Raw genomic sequence first — 16,481 nt, 5'->3', positions numbered from 1 at the left:
AGGACTGTATAACTGTCGCATTCTTTTTTCAAATTGGTATGAGTTGATTTACCTTAACTTTATTAAAATATGTTAAGGAGAATTTCTCTCCAAGAAGAACTGAAAGTTTTCCATACAGGCATCTATGTTGCTAAAACCAGATCAACGTTTGAAATTAGACGATACAGATGACAACTTATTTTATGCCTATCCCCGTTTTGTCACTCATGTGGATGAAGGTTTTATTCAACAGTTGACTGATTTATATAGAGAACGATTACAGCCCAACACACGCATATTAGACATGATGAGTAGTTGGGTGTCACATCTACCAGAAGAGATAAAATTTGCCCATGTGGAGGGACACGGACTCAACGCTGAGGAACTAAAACGCAATCCCCGACTTAATCATTACTTTGTGCAGAACCTCAACGAAAATCCGGGTTTACCCTTGCCAGATCAAGAATTTGATGCTGTTCTCAATTGTGTTTCCGTACAGTACCTACAATATCCAGAAGCAGTATTTTCCGAAATTCATCGCATCCTCAAACCTGGTGGTGTAGCAATCATCAGCTTTTCTAACAGAATGTTCTATCAAAAAGCAATCCAAGCTTGGCGCGATGCTTCCGAGCCAGGACGTTTAGAATTAGTGAAACGCTACTTCGCCTCAGTACCCGGATTTAGCACTCCAGAAATTATTGCTCGTAAGTCAACAGCACCCAATTTCTTGCAGTGGTTAGGTGCGCCAGGGGGAGATCCCTTTTATGCTGCGATCGCGCATCGAAAGTAGCGTCAACATTGATCACCTATTCCCGAATTGGATCAAAAGATAAATTTTTGGGTATGAATTGACAGCAGCGCAGATAATTGCCTCAAAGCTCAAGCATCAGGAGTAGACATGAACTTTCCTCGTTCCCGTAGAATTCTAGCAGCTGTATTGCTGTCTGTTTTGTTATTGACTACCGCCTGTACCCCTAAAGCACCAGGGCGATTTGACCAAGCACAGCAGGAAAGTAGCCGCCAAAAAACTGGCCAAGCGGTAGCTAAAACTGCAACTCAGGGTGAGAAATTTAACAAATTTTTCCCAAAAGAAGAAGCCGGATATCAACGGGTTTATACCCAGGAGAAAAAGGGCTTTGCTGAAGCCAAGTTGAAAAAAGATGGCAAAGATTTAGCAATGTTATCTATTTCAGATACTAGCAGTACACCTGGAGCCGCCGCGAAATTCTCTAATAGTACCAAGAACATCGGTGGATATCAGGCGGTGGAAGTAGGTAATACGCAAACAGCAGTTTTAGTCGGTAAATACCAGGTAAAAGTCCTGTCACGTTCTCCGTCATTTACTGCAAGCGATCGCGCCGACTGGATAGAAAAATTTAATCTCGATGGCTTGGCTAAACTCAAATAAGTACCGTTTCTCTGCGTTTAAGACTCAACCCTGAATTCGCTACCATTCGACCCAAAACAGATAATAAAACCTCATAATTAGGAGATTGTTGTGAGCAAACCCATTTTCGAGTTGGTTGATCAACTACCAACTAGTGGTTTAACTGTATCTATGCTAAACGCCTTAGATTTTGTTGCTCCTGGTGAGTGGCAAAATACGGTTGGCTTCGTTAATACCATTAAGACTGTCACTGGTGAAACTGATGAAAGCTTGATTCAGCAAATTGGTGAACGGGCAATTTATCTCTTCAATGATCGCTCCCAAGGATATCAAACAGCATTGTGGCTCTATCAAACTGTTGATAATACAGATAAAGCCTTAGGTGCAGCTGCTTTAGCTAACAAGGTCGGTGAAAAGTTACCCCTGTTGGGTTTTCTCAACTCAGTTACACCCAAACCCGACAAAGCTCAAACTATAGACTTATGCCTGAAATTAGTGGCTGAACTAGTGGCTTTCTGCCAAATCAACGGTATTCCTGGGGACAGTATCGGCGATTTCGTTGGCTCACTTGGTGAGTATAGTGGTGAGTCGCTGATTCGCATGGTAGCTTTAGTTTGTGTTGATGGTTTAATACCTTTAGGCCCAGATTTTATTAGTAAGGCTATATCTGCTTTAAGTCAAACTAATCCTCAAGAATTAGAGAAAAATTCCACTTTTCAAGGTATTAAAGACGTGATTCCTGGTGGAAATGCTGGCAGTAAACTCAACTTTATGGGAGAAAGTTTTGATTCGGTAAAAGGTTGGATGAATGGTCTAGTTAGTAGTAACAATTTAAGCCCACAAAAAGTAGTTCACAACTTGAGTCACTTTGTAGAAATCGCTGATGACAAACTAGATTATTTGGCTGCTTTCTTAGATGTAGCTACTAATTACTACGAACACACAGGAACACAAACCTTGGCAAGACGATTGATTGAAAGAGCCGTAGCGGAGATTTAAGCTAAGAGATAGTAGCAAAATTTCTACCTTTGCTATAAGAATCAGATTTAATTTCTGTTGGCGTAGCCTGCACTTGTGCATAAAATTCTTCAGTATCTGTAGGGTGGGCAATGCCCACCAAAACCATGAGATGGTGGGCATTGCCCAACGCCACTTGCTCCAAGCCGGGAAACCCTTTCAGCAGTTACTCCACTTGGGGAAACCCCAAGACCGTACTGCTTCACCAACGCAGTGGCTCCCCTACGTGTATTTCAAAAATCCAGTATGAGTTCTATATGATCTCTTCAACTATTTCCTGAATATCTTGACGGTTGACAATTGACAGTCCTTATTAGTATTAGGCTAATTAACCATTAATAAATAATATTGATAAATAATTGAATTTACGTAAGTAAAAACCCTCAAGTATTCAGAATTTAATGAATCTCCAAAAATATTAAATTTGTATGAATTAGTATTGAGATAATAACAGCATAATAGGGAATACTAAAACGGAGTTATCAATATCTCAAGAGCGCTGCAATGTTAGTATTGTCTGATCCAATATTCCCCCTTTCTGGATATCGCATTACAGAACAACTTTATTTTGGTAGCAAAACCATAGTTTATCGAGGTCTGAGAAAACAAGACCAAAAACCTGTAGTTATCAAATTGATGCGGAATGAGTACCCAACTTTCCAGGAAATTGCTCAGTTTCGTAATCAGTACACAATCACCAAAGATTTGGATATTCCAGGGATTGTGAAACCCCTGAGCTTAGAGACTTATCGTAACAGCTATGCTTTAGTGATGGAGGACTTTGGTGGCCTATCGCTGAAGGACTGGGGGCAAATTAGCAAAGATGGCAACGAATATGGCACAGTTCTCAAGAGATTTTTTCACATTGCTATAGCGATCGCATCTACTTTAGAAAGTTTACATCGTAGTCGCATTATTCATAAAGATATTAAACCTGCTAACATCCTCATTAACCCTACTACCCTGGAAATCAGAGTTACTGACTTTAGTATCGCTACTCTCCTACCAAGAGAAGTCCAAGTTCTCACAAATCACAATGTTTTAGAAGGGACTTTAGCTTATTTATCCCCTGAACAAACAGGTAGGATGAACAGGGGAATAGATTACCGCAGTGATTTCTATTCTTTGGGTGTCACGTTTTTTGAACTCCTAACCGGACAGTTACCCTTCATGACTATTGAGCCGATGGAGTTAGTTTACTGCCACATTGCCAAGCAACCACCAAAAGCAAGCGACATCAACCCAAAGATTCCCACCATTTTGTCTGATCTTATCAGCAAGCTGATGGCAAAAAATGCCGAAGACCGCTATCAGAGTGCTTATGGACTAGCATACGACTTGGAAATTTGTCATAAACAGTGGCAGGAAACAGGTAACATCACATCCTTTGAGTTAGCAACGAAGGATGTCTCAGATCGTTTTCTCATTCCCGAAAAGCTTTATGGTCGTCAACGTGAAGTGGAAACTTTACTTGCTGCCTTTGAAAGGGTAACAAAAGGAACGACAGAAATGATCTTAGTTACTGGCTTCTCTGGCATCGGTAAAACTGCCGTAGTTAACGAAGTCCATAAGCCTATTGTTCGCCAACAAAGTTACTTTATTAAAGGAAAATTTGATCAGTTTCAACGAGATATTCCTTTATCAGGCTTAGTGCAAGCTTTTAGGGACTTAATTGGGCAAATACTTTTAGAAACCGATGCTCAGATTCAACTTTGGCGAAGCAAAATTCTATCGGCTTTAGGTGAACAAGCTCAAGTAATTATTGATGTAATTCCTGAACTTGTAGAAATTATCGGTCAGCAGTCAGAGGTTAGTGAACTTTCTGGTAGTGCTGCTCAAAATCGATTTAACTTATTATTTCAACGATTTATCCAAGTATTTAGTAGTAAACACCATCCCTTGGTGATTTTTCTGGATGATTTGCAATGGGCAGATACGGCTTCTTTAAAATTCATCCAGTTATTGATGAATCAAACAAACTTACTGAATAAAAATCCTGCCACGCCGCCTGCGGAAACCAAAGAAAATCTCTGGATTCCTGTTTTTGATGGAGAACCTTGGACGGGTTCTGATTTACAGAGGAATAATGAAGAAGAGCATAGCTTATTTCTCATTGGTGCGTACCGTGATAATGAAGTTTCTCAAGCACATCCACTATTTTTAACAATCAAAGAGATTGAAAAAGTGCGGGGTAATATTACACGTATTTCCTTATCACCTTTAAATCAAACTAATTTAAATGCTTTAATTTCTGATACCCTACGTTGCCAAGAGGAAATCACTATTCCTCTCAGTCAAATGGTGTTTGCAAAAACGAAAGGTAATCCTTTCTTTGCTACTCAATTTCTTAAATCTTTACATCAAGATGGCGTAATTAAGTTTAATTTTGATGTTGCCTATTGGCAATATGATATTGCTAAAATCCAAGCATTATCGCTAACAGATGATGTCGTAGAATTTATGGGGCAGCAAATCGAAAAGTTGCCCACAATGACACAAAGCATATTAAAATTAGCAGCCTGTATTGGTAATGAGTTTGACTTAAAAACTCTGGCGATCGCTCATGAGAAATCTGTGATCGATACAGCATCTGACTTATGGTCAGCATTACATGAGGGAATAATTTTACCTCAGACAGAGCTTTATAAATTCTTTCAAGAAAATAATAATTCAATAGAGATTCCTGGGAGTAAGAAAGCTCAGAAACCACTATTAAATCATTTCCAAATTCCCACATACAAGTTCATTCATGACAGGGTACAACAAGCTGCTTATTCCTTAATCCCGGAAAAAATCAGAAAGCAAATTCACTTAAAGATTGGATTATTGCTTTTGGATAAAATCCCAGTCGCCGAAAGAGAAGACAAAGTTTTTCAACTGGTAAATCAGTTAAATGTTGCAGTGGAATTAATCACGCATCAAAGCAAGCGTGACGAATTAGCCCAGATGAATTTAATTGCTGGACGTAAAGCTTTAGCATCAACAGCTTATACAGCAGCAGTTAAATATTTAACAACGGGAATTGAACTACTGGCTGGCGATAGCTGGGAGAATCAATATCAACTAACTTTAGCTTTGTATGAAACAGCAGCAGAAGCAGCCTACCTAGCTGGCAATTTTGAGAAGATGGAATCCTTGATTCAAGTAGTGTTAGTACAAGCTAAAACGCTACTAGAACAAGTGAAAATTTACGAAATCAAAATTCAGGCTTATGGAGCGCAAAACCAGGCGATTGAAGCGGTCAATATTGCATTGACATTTTTAAAATTACTGGGATTAGAGTTTCCTGAAAATCCCAGTCAGTCAGATTTTCAATTAGCAATGGCAGGGATTACAACAAATCTCAATGGGAAGGTAATTGAAAATTTAATTAATCTCCCAGAAATGAGAGATAAAAAGTCACTAGCAGCAATTCAAATATTATCTAGTGCATCTGGTTTGGTATATCAAGCTGCTCCTCAACTGTTTCCACTGATTGTTTTAAAACAAGTTGAACTATCTCTTAAATATGGAAATACTTCCTTATCAGCTTATGCTTATGTACTTTATGGATTAATGCTTTGTGGCATTATAGGGGATATAGAATCTGGTTATCAATTTGGCAAACTGGCATTACAACTAACAGATAAGTTTAATGCTGAAGAATTGAAAGCTAAAATAACAGAAATTTTCTACGCTACTATCAGCCATTGGAAAGAGCATAGCAAAGAAGTACTATCTCCTTTATTAGAAGGTTACTCTGCTGCGTTACAAACAGGAGATTTGGAATTTGCCAGCTATTGTCTCTATACTCATTCTTATACTTGCTACTTTATAGGAACAGAACTAACAGGATTAGCATCTGAAATGGCAAGTTATAGTCATGCAATATCACAAATTAAGCAAGAAAGGGTATTTAATTGGCACGCTATTTATAGGCAAACAGTTTTGAATTTAATACAAGCCAATGAAAATCCTTGTGATTTAATTGGTGAAGCATATAACGAGACAAATCTGCTGCCAATTCAAGAGAATGCCAAAGATGGCATAGGCTTGATATATCTATATTTTAATAAGTTATATCTCTGTTACTTTTTCCGAGAATTTACCCAAGCTATTGAGAATTCATCTCTAGCACTTAAGTATTTGGATAATGGAGTAGGGAATTTAGTTATTCCTCTTTTCTATATGTACGATTCACTAGCAAATTTAGCGGTTTATCATGAAGAAAAATTAGCAAAACAAACGCATATTTTGAAGACAGTAGAATTTAATCAGCAAAAAATGAAATGTTGGGCAAATTATGCTCCTATGAATTATCTACATAAATTTTATTTAGTAGAGGCTGAACAATGTCGTGTAAAAGAACAATATCTTGAAGCAATAGATTATTATGATCGCTCTATATCCCTTGCTAAAGAAAATGGATACACCAATGAAGAGGCTCTAGCTAATGAACTTGCTGCCAGATTCTATCTTCAATGGGGCAAGGAAAAAATAGCCCAAACTTATCTCACTGATGCTTACTATGGTTACAGTCGTTGGGGAGCAAAAGCAAAAGTTGATGATCTAGCAAAACATTATCCCCAACTACTTGCGCCCATACTCCAACAAGAAAAATTGAGCTTGCAAACAAGTGATAGAATTACATCTGCTACTTATCAATCTATACAAGATCGGAGTATCCAGCAGACAGTGATTGGTTCTAAAACCAGTATTTCTGACTCTTTAGATTTAGCGTCTGTCATTAAAGCTTCTCAAGCGCTCTCCGGGGAAATTGAGTTGGAACAATTACTTTCCACCTTGATGCAGGTTGTCATGGAGAATGCCGGCGCTTCTAAATCAGCGTTGATTTTAACTGCGTCAGATACTTCAGAATTAGTAGTTACTACATTAAGTCACAGTACAAATTCTGCTTCTGTCTTCACGTCTTTTCCTTCTAGCAGTTTAGATTCTAGTTTTGAGCTTCCTTTAACCTTGATTAAGTATGTCAAACGCAATGAAGAAATCTTCGTTATCGATAATGCCCAGACTGTTGATTTCTTAGCTAGCGATCGCTATGTTCTCCGTGAGAAACCCAAGAGTCTATTGTGCATACCTATTATCAATCAGGGCAAATTCTTAGGCATTCTTTATCTAGAGAATAATCTGACGACAGGAGCATTCACACGCGATCGCGTAGAGGTTCTAAAACTCCTGACTACCCAAGCAGCAATCTCCATAGAGAATGCTATGCTTTACAAAAATTTAGCACAAGCTAATCAAAACCTAGAAGATTACAATCATAGATTAGAAGAAAAAGTAGAAGCTAGAACACAGGAACTTAATCACAAAAATCACCGATTACAACAAACTCTCCAAGAATTACAACGTACACAAACTCAATTAATTCAAAGCGAGAAAATGTCCTCTTTGGGGCAAATGATAGCGGGTATTGCCCATGAAATAAATAACCCAATTAATTTTATTCATGGCAATATTACTCATGCTAGTGATTATGTACAAGATTTGCTCAATTTAGTTGCTATCTATCAAAGAGAATGCCCTAATTATTCTGATATCCTCGCAGAAGAATCCGCACAAATTGATATAGATTTCTTAGCAGAAGATTTGCCGAAAATTCTTAACTCTATGAGAGTTGGGAGTTCACGAATTCGCAACATTGTTCTGGGTTTACGCAATTTCTCTCGGCTAGATGAATCAGACATGAAGCCTGTAGATATTCATGAAGGTATTGATAACACCTTGATGATTTTGCATCACAGACTTAAAGAGAATAGCGAACGTCCAGCAATTACCCTCATCAAAGAATATGCACAATTACCGCTTGTGAATTGTTACGCGGGTCAACTCAACCAAGTATTTATGAATATTATCAGTAATGCGATCGATGCTTTAGAGTCGTCAGTCGTCAGTCGTCAGTTGTCAGTTGGCAAAACAAATGACATGGAAAACATGACAACTGATCATCCTACTATTCGCATTTGTACGGCACTACAAGGCTCAACCACTCTACAAATTCGCATTGCTGATAATGGTCTTGGGATGACTGAAGCAGTTCAGCAGAAAATCTTTGACCCCTTTTACACCACTAAGCCAGTAGGCAGTGGTACGGGGTTAGGATTATCTATTAGCTATCAAGTAGTTGTGGAAAAACACAAGGGTCAGTTAACTTGTAATTCCGTCTTAGGACAGGGTACTGAATTTGTAATTGAGATTCCTGTGTAATAGTAGAGTAACTATACTATGCGTTGAATGTTGTTGAGGCAGCCATTGAGTAGTTTTGACGCTTATGTTGTCCTGTAATTAACATCTTGACTCCATTGGTAGGTGTAAGAGTAAAACCTTGACGTTGAGGACGTTCTGGTTTTCTATCTGCCAGTGCAAGTTGATAACGTGATAAGACTGTTGCTAATACTATCTTCATTTCAAACATAGCCAGAGCCTGACCAATACAACCACGTACACCACCACCAAATGGCATGAATTCATACTGGGAAAATTCACGTTTGAGAAACCGCTCTGGTTTAAATAACTTTGATTCGGGATATAAATCTTCTCGGTGATGAGTCAGATAAATGCAACCAACTACTGTTGTACTGGTCTCTAGTCTATTTCCCAATAGCTCAATTGGTTCTTTTACTACTCTAGGTAGTGTTAACATGGCAACAGGGTTAATTCGCAAGGTTTCGTTACAGACAGCTGTAAGATATGGCAATCGAAAAATACTCATAGGATCAGGAGAATCACCAAGGCTGTCTAACTCTTGGATCAGCCTTTGAAATACTTCTGGCGTTTGCAGAATCCAATATAGAGACCATGCCATAGCTGTCCCTGTAGTTTCATGTCCAGAAATCATTAAGGTAATCAATTCATCTCGTAATTCTTTATCTGACATGGAATCACCTGTCTCATCTCTAGCTGATATGAGTAAGGAAAGAATATCAATACGATCAGAATTTATTTCCTGTCTGCGTTCAGCAATTTCTGCATAAAGCAATTTATCAATTTTCTCTCTTTGGCGGACAAATCTTCCCCAGGGAGTCAAATTACCTAAGTCTTTTTGGAGTGAAGGGAAAAAGAGTATACTAGAAGCCAATGGGGACTGAAATAATTCTGAAAGAAAAATTGGTAATAAATGTTTGAATTGTTGACAACGTTCTCCCTCATAAAAACCAAAGACAGCTTGCAAAATAACCTGCATCGAGATTTCCCGCATTGCTGTGAGAGCGGAAAAAGTAACATCCTGTTGTAGCTGACTAAAAAGGTTTTCAGTAATATTTCTGATTAAGTGGCCATACTCGCGCATTCTTTCCCCATGAAAGGAGGGCATAAGGAGTTGTCTTCGCTGCTTGTGTTTTACTCCTTCTAGTAGGAACATAGAATTGTTACCCACTAAAGGATACAAAATTCTGTTTGCTTCCCCAACAGCTACTAACTTTTTTCTGTCATTAGCAAAAAGTGTCTGGATTCCCTGAGGGTGGCTAACAAACACTACAGTGTCACCAAAACCAATTACCTCTGCTGTAAACATATCGGGATGTTGCAGAGATGCTTTTTTCATGTATTCTACAGGGTCAGCTATCCATTGTAGTTTTTGCAGGAAAGGGTGAGTTTTTAGTGGATTAGGTCTCTGTATTTGATATTTCATAATAAAATTCTGGTAACTTTTTCAAGAAGCCATTAATTCTAGTTTCTCTGTTATTTGATAGCGCCCTGAATGAGCGTACCAATCTAGATTCCCACGTATCCATGCGTGTAATCCAGATATGTACTTTGTAATCTCCGCATCAATTTCTGCACTAAAATATGTAATTTGTGATTCTAATTTCACAAGGTTTTCAACTTCTTGATTGTGCATTGCAGCAGCCGCTAACATGGCTTTTTCTAAAGGAATTTTTTGATGATGATGTATGACAAAAACTAAATTATGCACTTCACCATTAGCTATTTCTCTAGGAGCAGAGAAAATATCATTCGACCAGGCAAGAATATTAATCGTCATTTGAGTTAATTTGTTGAGAGTATCATGATTTCTTAAAGAATAAGGAATCATTACTCTGTCACAGAATTCAATTAAATTGAGACACAGAGCGGCAGCTGCGTTTGCACTACGGATTTTGATATAAGCTTCAACATCAGGAATTGATACAGTGACACGGTTATGAGCTTCTTCAATACATCCGTAAAAATAATCCTCAAAGTTACGTACAAAATGATGGAAGAATGTTATGCTTCCTCTGTTAATTATGCGGTTTCTAATATCTCTTAATGCAAATCCAAGGGGCAGATCATCGGCAGTAAGTTCTGCTCCATTTAGTATTTCTAGGAATCTGTTACACCAGATTTTCAGTAGTTCAGGTTTTTTCCCTAAGTCTGAAATGTCACATTGGTCGTCCCAAATGAATAACCAGCTGATTACATCATTAGCAATTTTTAATTCTTCCAGTTGACAATGAGGATAAGCACCTGCTGTGAGTAAATAAAATTTTGCTTTTGAGAAACGCTGGTATAGTGATTCACTATCAATTAGCTTGAAGCGAAGTACCCATTGAAGCGCATAGTCTTGTAGAACTTCAAAATACTGATTTTTCCTTTCTGGAAATGGGCAATATAAATTTGGGAAAGTAATTTTTTCCATAAGTCATTTGTGCTTCCAAGAAATGCCAATTTAACTAACTTAATAACTAGAAGCCTTGCTAATCAAACTAAGCTCTTTTGGTTGAACCACACAGATGCGCTGCGTGCAGCCTAAGGAATAATTTGCCAATTCCTTGGGACTGGCAAATTATTCCGCAGCACAGTCTTGCTATTGAACTTTGGCTAACTAAAGATAAAATCTCTGTTTTACGCCCTAAGTGCTACACGAAGTTTAGAGTAAACTCAATAGACTAGCTACTTAGAGGAAATGCCGAGGCGAATACTCGTATAGCCAGGCTAATAGATTGTGAAGTTTCCTCAACTTGTAATCGTTAGCAGAAGATATGGAATAAATTTTTGGCAACCCCTTTGTTCAGAGATTTAAAGTTCGTTTTTTACTAAAGTTTATCCTTTCGTATTACCGCAACTTTCATGAACAGCACTTCATAAATCCACATTTACACTGCCACCAAACAGCGTAAAAATCACCAGTTATCACATCACTTATGTAACTTAGTGTCAGCCTGCTTTTGACTAAGTTTGAGTTATGTGTACCTGTGGTAACTACTTAAGTATTTTTTTATATTTTCCTTAAAAAAAGAACTGTATTTTTATGTAATTACTAAGAAATCTTAAATCTTATTAATACATTGATGAAAATTATACTTAATGCAAACCATAAAATTAAGTATGTGATTTATTTTCACCAATCGTTTTTATCTAAGCATCACAAAAGAGTTCTATAAGTATGCGTTTATTGAAATTTTCGTGAAATAAGCTGTGTATCAACCGCATATTTACACACAACAATGAGTTATTTTAATAACTTAAAATTTAAGTATATTCAAGTAAATGTGATGATATCATCACATTTATGAATGATTAAGAACAAATATTTGACCGAAAAACTAAATATGATGTTGATACAATCCAGTATTTACAATATTTTCTATCGAATGATAGATGTATATGAGTAAAATTAACTACGTAATAAATAATACGTTGAAATAAATATTCTATTAGGTCTGGTATTTATCATCCATAGTGATGATGACAAATATGAGACTTGTATTGTAACTGTACTAACTATGCCACTAGGTATCCTATATAAAAAATTTTGGTAATCTAACATTCTTTATATTTATTTAAAGAAATTATTTAATTCCTAAGGTTGTGCTGATGTTTGATTGATGGACAAATTCAAATTTTCAGCGATCGCCGACAAGTATGGTTGAAAAATTGCTAAGTTCTCCAGGCTATCAAATTTAGCTTTTGATGAACTTGGGTTAAAGGATGTGTTAATTACGTACAGTTGTGTACCATCTGAGGTAACATAACCAATATGTTGCTCTTGCACACCGCCCTCTGGCTTAAGTCTGACAAAACCATAACGTATTCCAGGCTGTTGCCCGACGCTTACCTGTTGCGGTGGATAGGTCGAGAAAACGATTTTGTCTGCATATTTAGCTTGGTGGTTTTTTGCAAAGGTATTGTATGAGTCCGCCACCCAGGCTTGCAGCGCCTTGATCAGTTGGCTTTGGGACTGAGGATTTTGTAAGTTGATTTGAGAACCTTGAGGGATACCAACCTCTGTTAGGTGCTTTTGAAAGTCGGGATTGTCTTTTACTGGGTAAATATCAATCTCAACTGTACCCAATGTTTTGCCTTGAGAAGAAACGCATAGTAAAGCGGCTTCTCCTTGACAAGGTATGACTTGCCAATTGTTCGGTGCAGAGGTGCTGCGTAACAATCTTTGCCAAGTATTATCTTTTTTGAGGTTGGCTGGTTTTGATGGGGTAGCAGTTTTCGTTGCTGTAGCTTCAGTATTGGGTTGTGTATGTTTATTTATAAAAAGGTTAGGGAAGGCAAATCTTGCTCCCACTGGTACAAGAATGAGTAAAATAGTAGCAATTATAAGATGATAAACACGTAACATTTTGCTGATTGTCCCAAGGCTGAGATTGCAGATTAATTGTATCTACAATACTTTGTGAGTATACAGGAATCTACATGATATGTATTGGGTTCAGCACGGTAAGCGCTGGAGTATAGGCGATCGCTGAGATATTTTTATCTCTAAAGTTTTACAATTGAAGACCGGAGAAAGCAAAAAATAATCCAGCAGATTTAACCTGCTGGAGATTCGGCTATTTAAAGCTTGCGTTTCAGCAATAGGATTTAGTAACTACGGCGATTACCACCGCCGCCACCACCACGGTTATTATTACCCCAACTACCGCCGCCACCACGAGGAGAAGAACTTCTTTCTTCACGGGGTTTAGCTTTGTTGACTTTTAAATCACGTCCCATCCATTCAGCACCATCCAGTGCTTCAATGGCTGCGGTTTCTTGAGCTTCTGTTTCCATTTCCACAAAAGCAAACCCACGAGGACGGCCAGTTTCACGGTCGGTTGGTAATTGAACGCGGCTAACTTTTCCGTACTCTGCGAAGGCCAGCTTTAGGTCTTCCTCTGTAACTTGGTAGGATAAGTTACCGATGTAAATTGACATACAATGTCTCCGAATTCAGGAAATGTAGAGAGTTAAATTCGGAGAGATACTTTTTATAAATCAAAATGAGTCACTCAACCGAAAATAATTCTTATAGACTCAACTATAGCACAGCTCTTAAATGTTGGGAGAACTTGACACAGCATCACAAATTAGCGATTTATGGTCGGTAATTTGTGGTTAAGACTTATGGATTTCATCTAGGTTTGGGGACAAACTTTATTACATCTCGTCGAACTGCATCAATATTTTTTCTATTTTCTGGCAGAGTTCTGTATGATATTGGCCGTTACTAGCCAGTAAGCCACCCCATTGATTAATGTCTCCGGTACTGTATTGTAAGTTCGTGCCGTCAAAATGAGTAAACTTACCACCAGCTTCTGTCAAAATTAACTCTGGAGCGGCTATGTCCCAGTCTTTAGGTGCAGATTTACCGGATAGGGAAATGTAAAGGTCTGCTTGCTGTTCTAGAATAGTGGCTATCTTGCAACCAACGCTACCCACGGATTTTTGCTGCTGACAAGGCAACCTTTCTAGTAAGTAGTCTAACTTTTGATTACGGTGAGAACGGCTGACAACTATCGTGAGATCCTCTAATGACTTGTTTGTGTTTTTTAAAGATAGTTGTAAAAGGTCGGAGTTGTTGCGTGTTTCTACAAATGTACCACTATTTTTGAGCGCGAAATATAATTTTTCTGCTTCCGGTATCGCTACCACCGCTAAAACTGGTCGATGTTCTTTAACTAAAGCAATATGAACTGCGTAATCTCCAGTTTTTTCAATAAAACCACGGGTTCCGTCTAAGGGGTCAATGATCCACACCCAATCAGTTGTAGTCTTTGTATTTTCCGATAATTCTGATTTATAGGTTTCTTCGCTGACGTAGACAAAATCTTCTTGTCCTAAAGCAGCTTGTAGCTTTTGTAAAATATATTGACTGACAGTGATATCGGCAACGGTGACAGGCTCATTCTGTTTATACTGGACGTTGAGATTTGAGTCTTTGGCTGTGCCGTGATAATAGGATTGTAATATTTCGGCTGCACCCCAACCTACAGCACGAGCGATCGCTAATATCTCTTGTAAGTCTTTCATTTCACATCCATCCAACGGCGTGTACCAAAGAGTTTACAAGCATCAGCCGCAATTTTGGCTGCTCCTTCTAGTGCTTTAGTAAAACTTGCTTGTAATATGTAGTGGCAAAAAGCACCGTGAAAAATATCTCCAGCCCCCAGGGTATCAACTGCTGTAATCTTAGGTACAACTACAGTACCATGTTCGCCACAACTTAGATATTCAATCGGCTGTTCGCCGTGGGTAATGGCGATGTGGGGAATTCCTAAGTTATGGAGATATGCGAATGCCTCTTCGCTAGAACTACAGTTAGGGGGATAAAAGTTAGCAGAACAAATGGCGTAATCAACTAATGGTAAGATTCGCTCGAATCCTGGTTTCCAACTACCGCCATCAATTACTACAGGGATATTATTAGCTCTAGCCTTTTGCGTGATGACATACCCTACAGTCATTTGATGCCCATCAATCAGCACGATATCAATATTATGTAAGATATCTGGTGGGATAGAGTCTTCACTAGCTTGAGTTTTGACAGCATTGATAGAAATGACAGCCCGTTCCCCCGTGGCTTGGGTGACAATAATTGAAGATACAGGCGGTGGTGTATTAATAGTAGGATCAATGTCAGCGATCGCTACTTGATATTTAGTCAAATCACTACGAATAAGCTGCGTCATCGGGTGGGAACCAACTACACCCAAAACTGTGGCTTGATTACCCAGATAACTAAAAGTCACAGCCGCATTAGTCGCAGGCCCACCTGCTGCTACAGTGTAATCAGTCGCTACTAATTTCTGATTATTTTGAGGAGCAGATTCAGCCAAGTAAATTAAATCTAATGTCACCAAACCTACAAATAAAGCGTGATTTGTCATTAGTCAGAGACGCGATTAATCGCGTCTGTACAGTTTTCAGTCAACAGTCAACAGTCATCAGTCAACAATCCCTAATATTTTTTGAATACTTCGACAAGCTCAGTACAAGTTTTGAATTGATTAAATGCAGACTGATCCCAAACCAGGAACACTATATATAGTTGGTACACCGATTGGTAACTTGGAGGATATCACCTTTCGGGCAGTGCGGATATTGCAAAATGTGGATTTGATTGCGGCGGAAGATACGCGCCATACGGGGAAGTTGCTCCAGCATTTGCAGGTGAAAACACCACAAGTTAGTTACCATGAGCATAATCGTACCAGTCGTATCCCAGAATTATTAAAGCATTTGCATAGTGGTAAAGCGATCGCTCTTGTGAGTGATGCCGGTATGCCGGGAATTTCTGATCCTGGTTACGAACTGGTGAAAGCCTGTGTGGAAGTCGCCATTCCCGTAGTTCCTATTCCTGGGGCGAGTGCGGCAATTACAGCCTTGAGTGCGGCGGGACTACCAACGGATAAGTTTGTATTTGAGGGTTTTCTACCAGCTAAAGGTCAACAAAGACGAGAGCATTTAGAGGCTTTACAAACAGAATCCCGCACTTTAATTTTCTACGAATCGCCCCACCGCCTGCGGGAAACTTTACAAGACTTAGCAGAAGTATGGGGGAGCGATCGCCAAATTGTCCTGGCAAGGGAGTTAACTAAATTATATGAGGAATTTTGGCGGGGGAGTATTGGGGAAGCGATTGCCCATTATCAACAAAAGGAACCCCAAGGTGAATATACACTTTTGGTAGCAGGAAACCCACCCAGCGAAACCCTACTGACAGAGGAACAACTCAAAGCTGAATTGCAACAATTAATGATGCAAGGAATATCGCGATCGCAAGCTAGTCGTCAACTAACTAAATATACCTCCCTCAACCGTCGCCAAGTCTATCAAATTGCTCTTTCCATAGTCATAAATCCTGAATAGTTACGACTGCAATCTGTATTTATTGTTAGGCTAA

The 16,481-nt window shown here is 38.7% G+C and carries 12 protein-coding genes; 5 read left to right on the top strand and 7 right to left on the bottom strand.

Annotated features, from left to right (window positions below; genetic code table 11):
- Nucleotides 1-124: 124 nt before the first annotated feature.
- From ACN222_RS23460 to ACN222_RS23450, 3 genes are all read left to right on the top strand, one after another.
- Nucleotides 125-769 carry a class I SAM-dependent methyltransferase gene (locus tag ACN222_RS23460; protein ID WP_096637203.1) on the top strand — a complete coding sequence of 215 codons (645 nt, stop codon included), beginning with the start codon at nt 125-127 and terminating at the stop codon, nt 767-769.
- A 108-nt stretch (nt 770-877) separates the two neighbouring features.
- Nucleotides 878-1,387, top strand: coding sequence for a hypothetical protein (locus tag ACN222_RS23455; protein WP_010998820.1), 510 nt, complete (start codon nt 878-880; stop codon nt 1,385-1,387).
- Nucleotides 1,388-1,477: 90 nt separating this feature from the next.
- Entirely contained in the window at nt 1,478-2,365 is an 888-nt protein-coding gene (locus ACN222_RS23450) for a hypothetical protein (protein ID WP_010998819.1), read from the top strand.
- A gap of 1 nt (nt 2,366) precedes the next feature.
- Here ACN222_RS23450 and ACN222_RS23445 read toward each other — a convergent pair whose 3' ends face one another.
- Complete coding sequence (locus tag ACN222_RS23445) at nt 2,367-2,528, bottom strand: hypothetical protein (protein ID WP_158303725.1); 162 nt, start codon at nt 2,526-2,528, stop codon at nt 2,367-2,369.
- Nucleotides 2,529-2,887: 359 nt separating this feature from the next.
- On the opposite strand from ACN222_RS23445, the gene ACN222_RS23440 reads away from it, so the two are divergent.
- On the top strand, nt 2,888-8,590 hold the full coding sequence (locus ACN222_RS23440) for a trifunctional serine/threonine-protein kinase/ATP-binding protein/sensor histidine kinase (protein ID WP_010998818.1): 5,703 nt from the start codon (nt 2,888-2,890) through the stop codon (nt 8,588-8,590).
- 16 nt (nt 8,591-8,606) lie between these two features.
- On the opposite strand, the gene ACN222_RS23435 is transcribed toward ACN222_RS23440, so the two are convergent.
- The 6 genes from ACN222_RS23435 to ACN222_RS23410 all read right to left on the bottom strand — a co-directional run bounded on the left by ACN222_RS23435 (nt 8,607) and on the right by ACN222_RS23410 (nt 15,465).
- Nucleotides 8,607-10,013, bottom strand: coding sequence for a cytochrome P450 (locus ACN222_RS23435; RefSeq protein WP_010998817.1), 1,407 nt, complete (start codon nt 10,011-10,013; stop codon nt 8,607-8,609).
- A 21-nt stretch (nt 10,014-10,034) separates the two neighbouring features.
- Nucleotides 10,035-11,003, bottom strand: a complete 969-nt coding sequence (locus ACN222_RS23430; RefSeq protein ID WP_010998816.1) for a terpene synthase family protein — start codon at nt 11,001-11,003, stop codon at nt 10,035-10,037.
- A gap of 1,164 nt (nt 11,004-12,167) precedes the next feature.
- Nucleotides 12,168-12,938: a hypothetical protein gene (locus ACN222_RS23425; protein WP_010998815.1), complete on the bottom strand. Its 771-nt coding sequence runs from the start codon at nt 12,936-12,938 to the stop codon at nt 12,168-12,170.
- 242 nt (nt 12,939-13,180) lie between these two features.
- The gene (locus ACN222_RS23420) at nt 13,181-13,513 is read right to left on the bottom strand and encodes an RNA recognition motif domain-containing protein (RefSeq protein ID WP_010998814.1); all 333 of its coding nucleotides are present in this window, start codon (nt 13,511-13,513) and stop codon (nt 13,181-13,183) included.
- Between the two features lie 222 nt (nt 13,514-13,735).
- A complete protein-coding gene (locus ACN222_RS23415) occupies nt 13,736-14,608 on the bottom strand; it encodes a 3'(2'),5'-bisphosphate nucleotidase CysQ family protein (protein WP_010998813.1) in 873 nt (290 codons plus the stop codon).
- Nucleotides 14,605-15,465: a sugar kinase gene (locus ACN222_RS23410; protein WP_010998812.1), complete on the bottom strand. Its 861-nt coding sequence runs from the start codon at nt 15,463-15,465 to the stop codon at nt 14,605-14,607. The genes ACN222_RS23415 and ACN222_RS23410 overlap by 4 nt, the downstream gene beginning before the upstream one ends.
- Before the next feature lie 124 nt (nt 15,466-15,589).
- Between ACN222_RS23410 and rsmI the strand changes: the two genes are divergently transcribed.
- The gene (gene rsmI, locus ACN222_RS23405; RefSeq protein WP_010998811.1) at nt 15,590-16,447 is read left to right on the top strand and encodes a 16S rRNA (cytidine(1402)-2'-O)-methyltransferase; all 858 of its coding nucleotides are present in this window, start codon (nt 15,590-15,592) and stop codon (nt 16,445-16,447) included.
- The last annotated feature ends 34 nt before the right edge of the window (nt 16,448-16,481 follow it).

Origin of the sequence: Anabaena sp. FACHB-595 (assembly GCF_048568275.1) — a bacterium.
Lineage (GTDB): Bacteria > Cyanobacteriota > Cyanobacteriia > Cyanobacteriales > Nostocaceae > Trichormus.
The sequence above is the reverse complement of the archived record's forward strand: the minus strand, read 5'-3'. Positions and strand labels throughout refer to the sequence as shown.

Coding starts and splice junctions, on each gene's coding strand:
- ACN222_RS23430 (WP_010998816.1), bottom strand. CDS start 11,003: ATGGAAAAAATTACTTTCCCAAATTTATATTGCCCATTTCCAGAAAGG.
- rsmI (WP_010998811.1), top strand. CDS start 15,590: ATGCAGACTGATCCCAAACCAGGAACACTATATATAGTTGGTACACCG.
- ACN222_RS23425 (WP_010998815.1), bottom strand. CDS start 12,938: ATGTTACGTGTTTATCATCTTATAATTGCTACTATTTTACTCATTCTT.
- ACN222_RS23435 (WP_010998817.1), bottom strand. CDS start 10,013: ATGAAATATCAAATACAGAGACCTAATCCACTAAAAACTCACCCTTTC.
- ACN222_RS23415 (WP_010998813.1), bottom strand. CDS start 14,608: ATGAAAGACTTACAAGAGATATTAGCGATCGCTCGTGCTGTAGGTTGG.
- ACN222_RS23410 (WP_010998812.1), bottom strand. CDS start 15,465: ATGACAAATCACGCTTTATTTGTAGGTTTGGTGACATTAGATTTAATT.
- ACN222_RS23460 (WP_096637203.1), top strand. CDS start 125: ATGTTGCTAAAACCAGATCAACGTTTGAAATTAGACGATACAGATGAC.
- ACN222_RS23420 (WP_010998814.1), bottom strand. CDS start 13,513: ATGTCAATTTACATCGGTAACTTATCCTACCAAGTTACAGAGGAAGAC.
- ACN222_RS23440 (WP_010998818.1), top strand. CDS start 2,888: ATGTTAGTATTGTCTGATCCAATATTCCCCCTTTCTGGATATCGCATT.
- ACN222_RS23455 (WP_010998820.1), top strand. CDS start 878: ATGAACTTTCCTCGTTCCCGTAGAATTCTAGCAGCTGTATTGCTGTCT.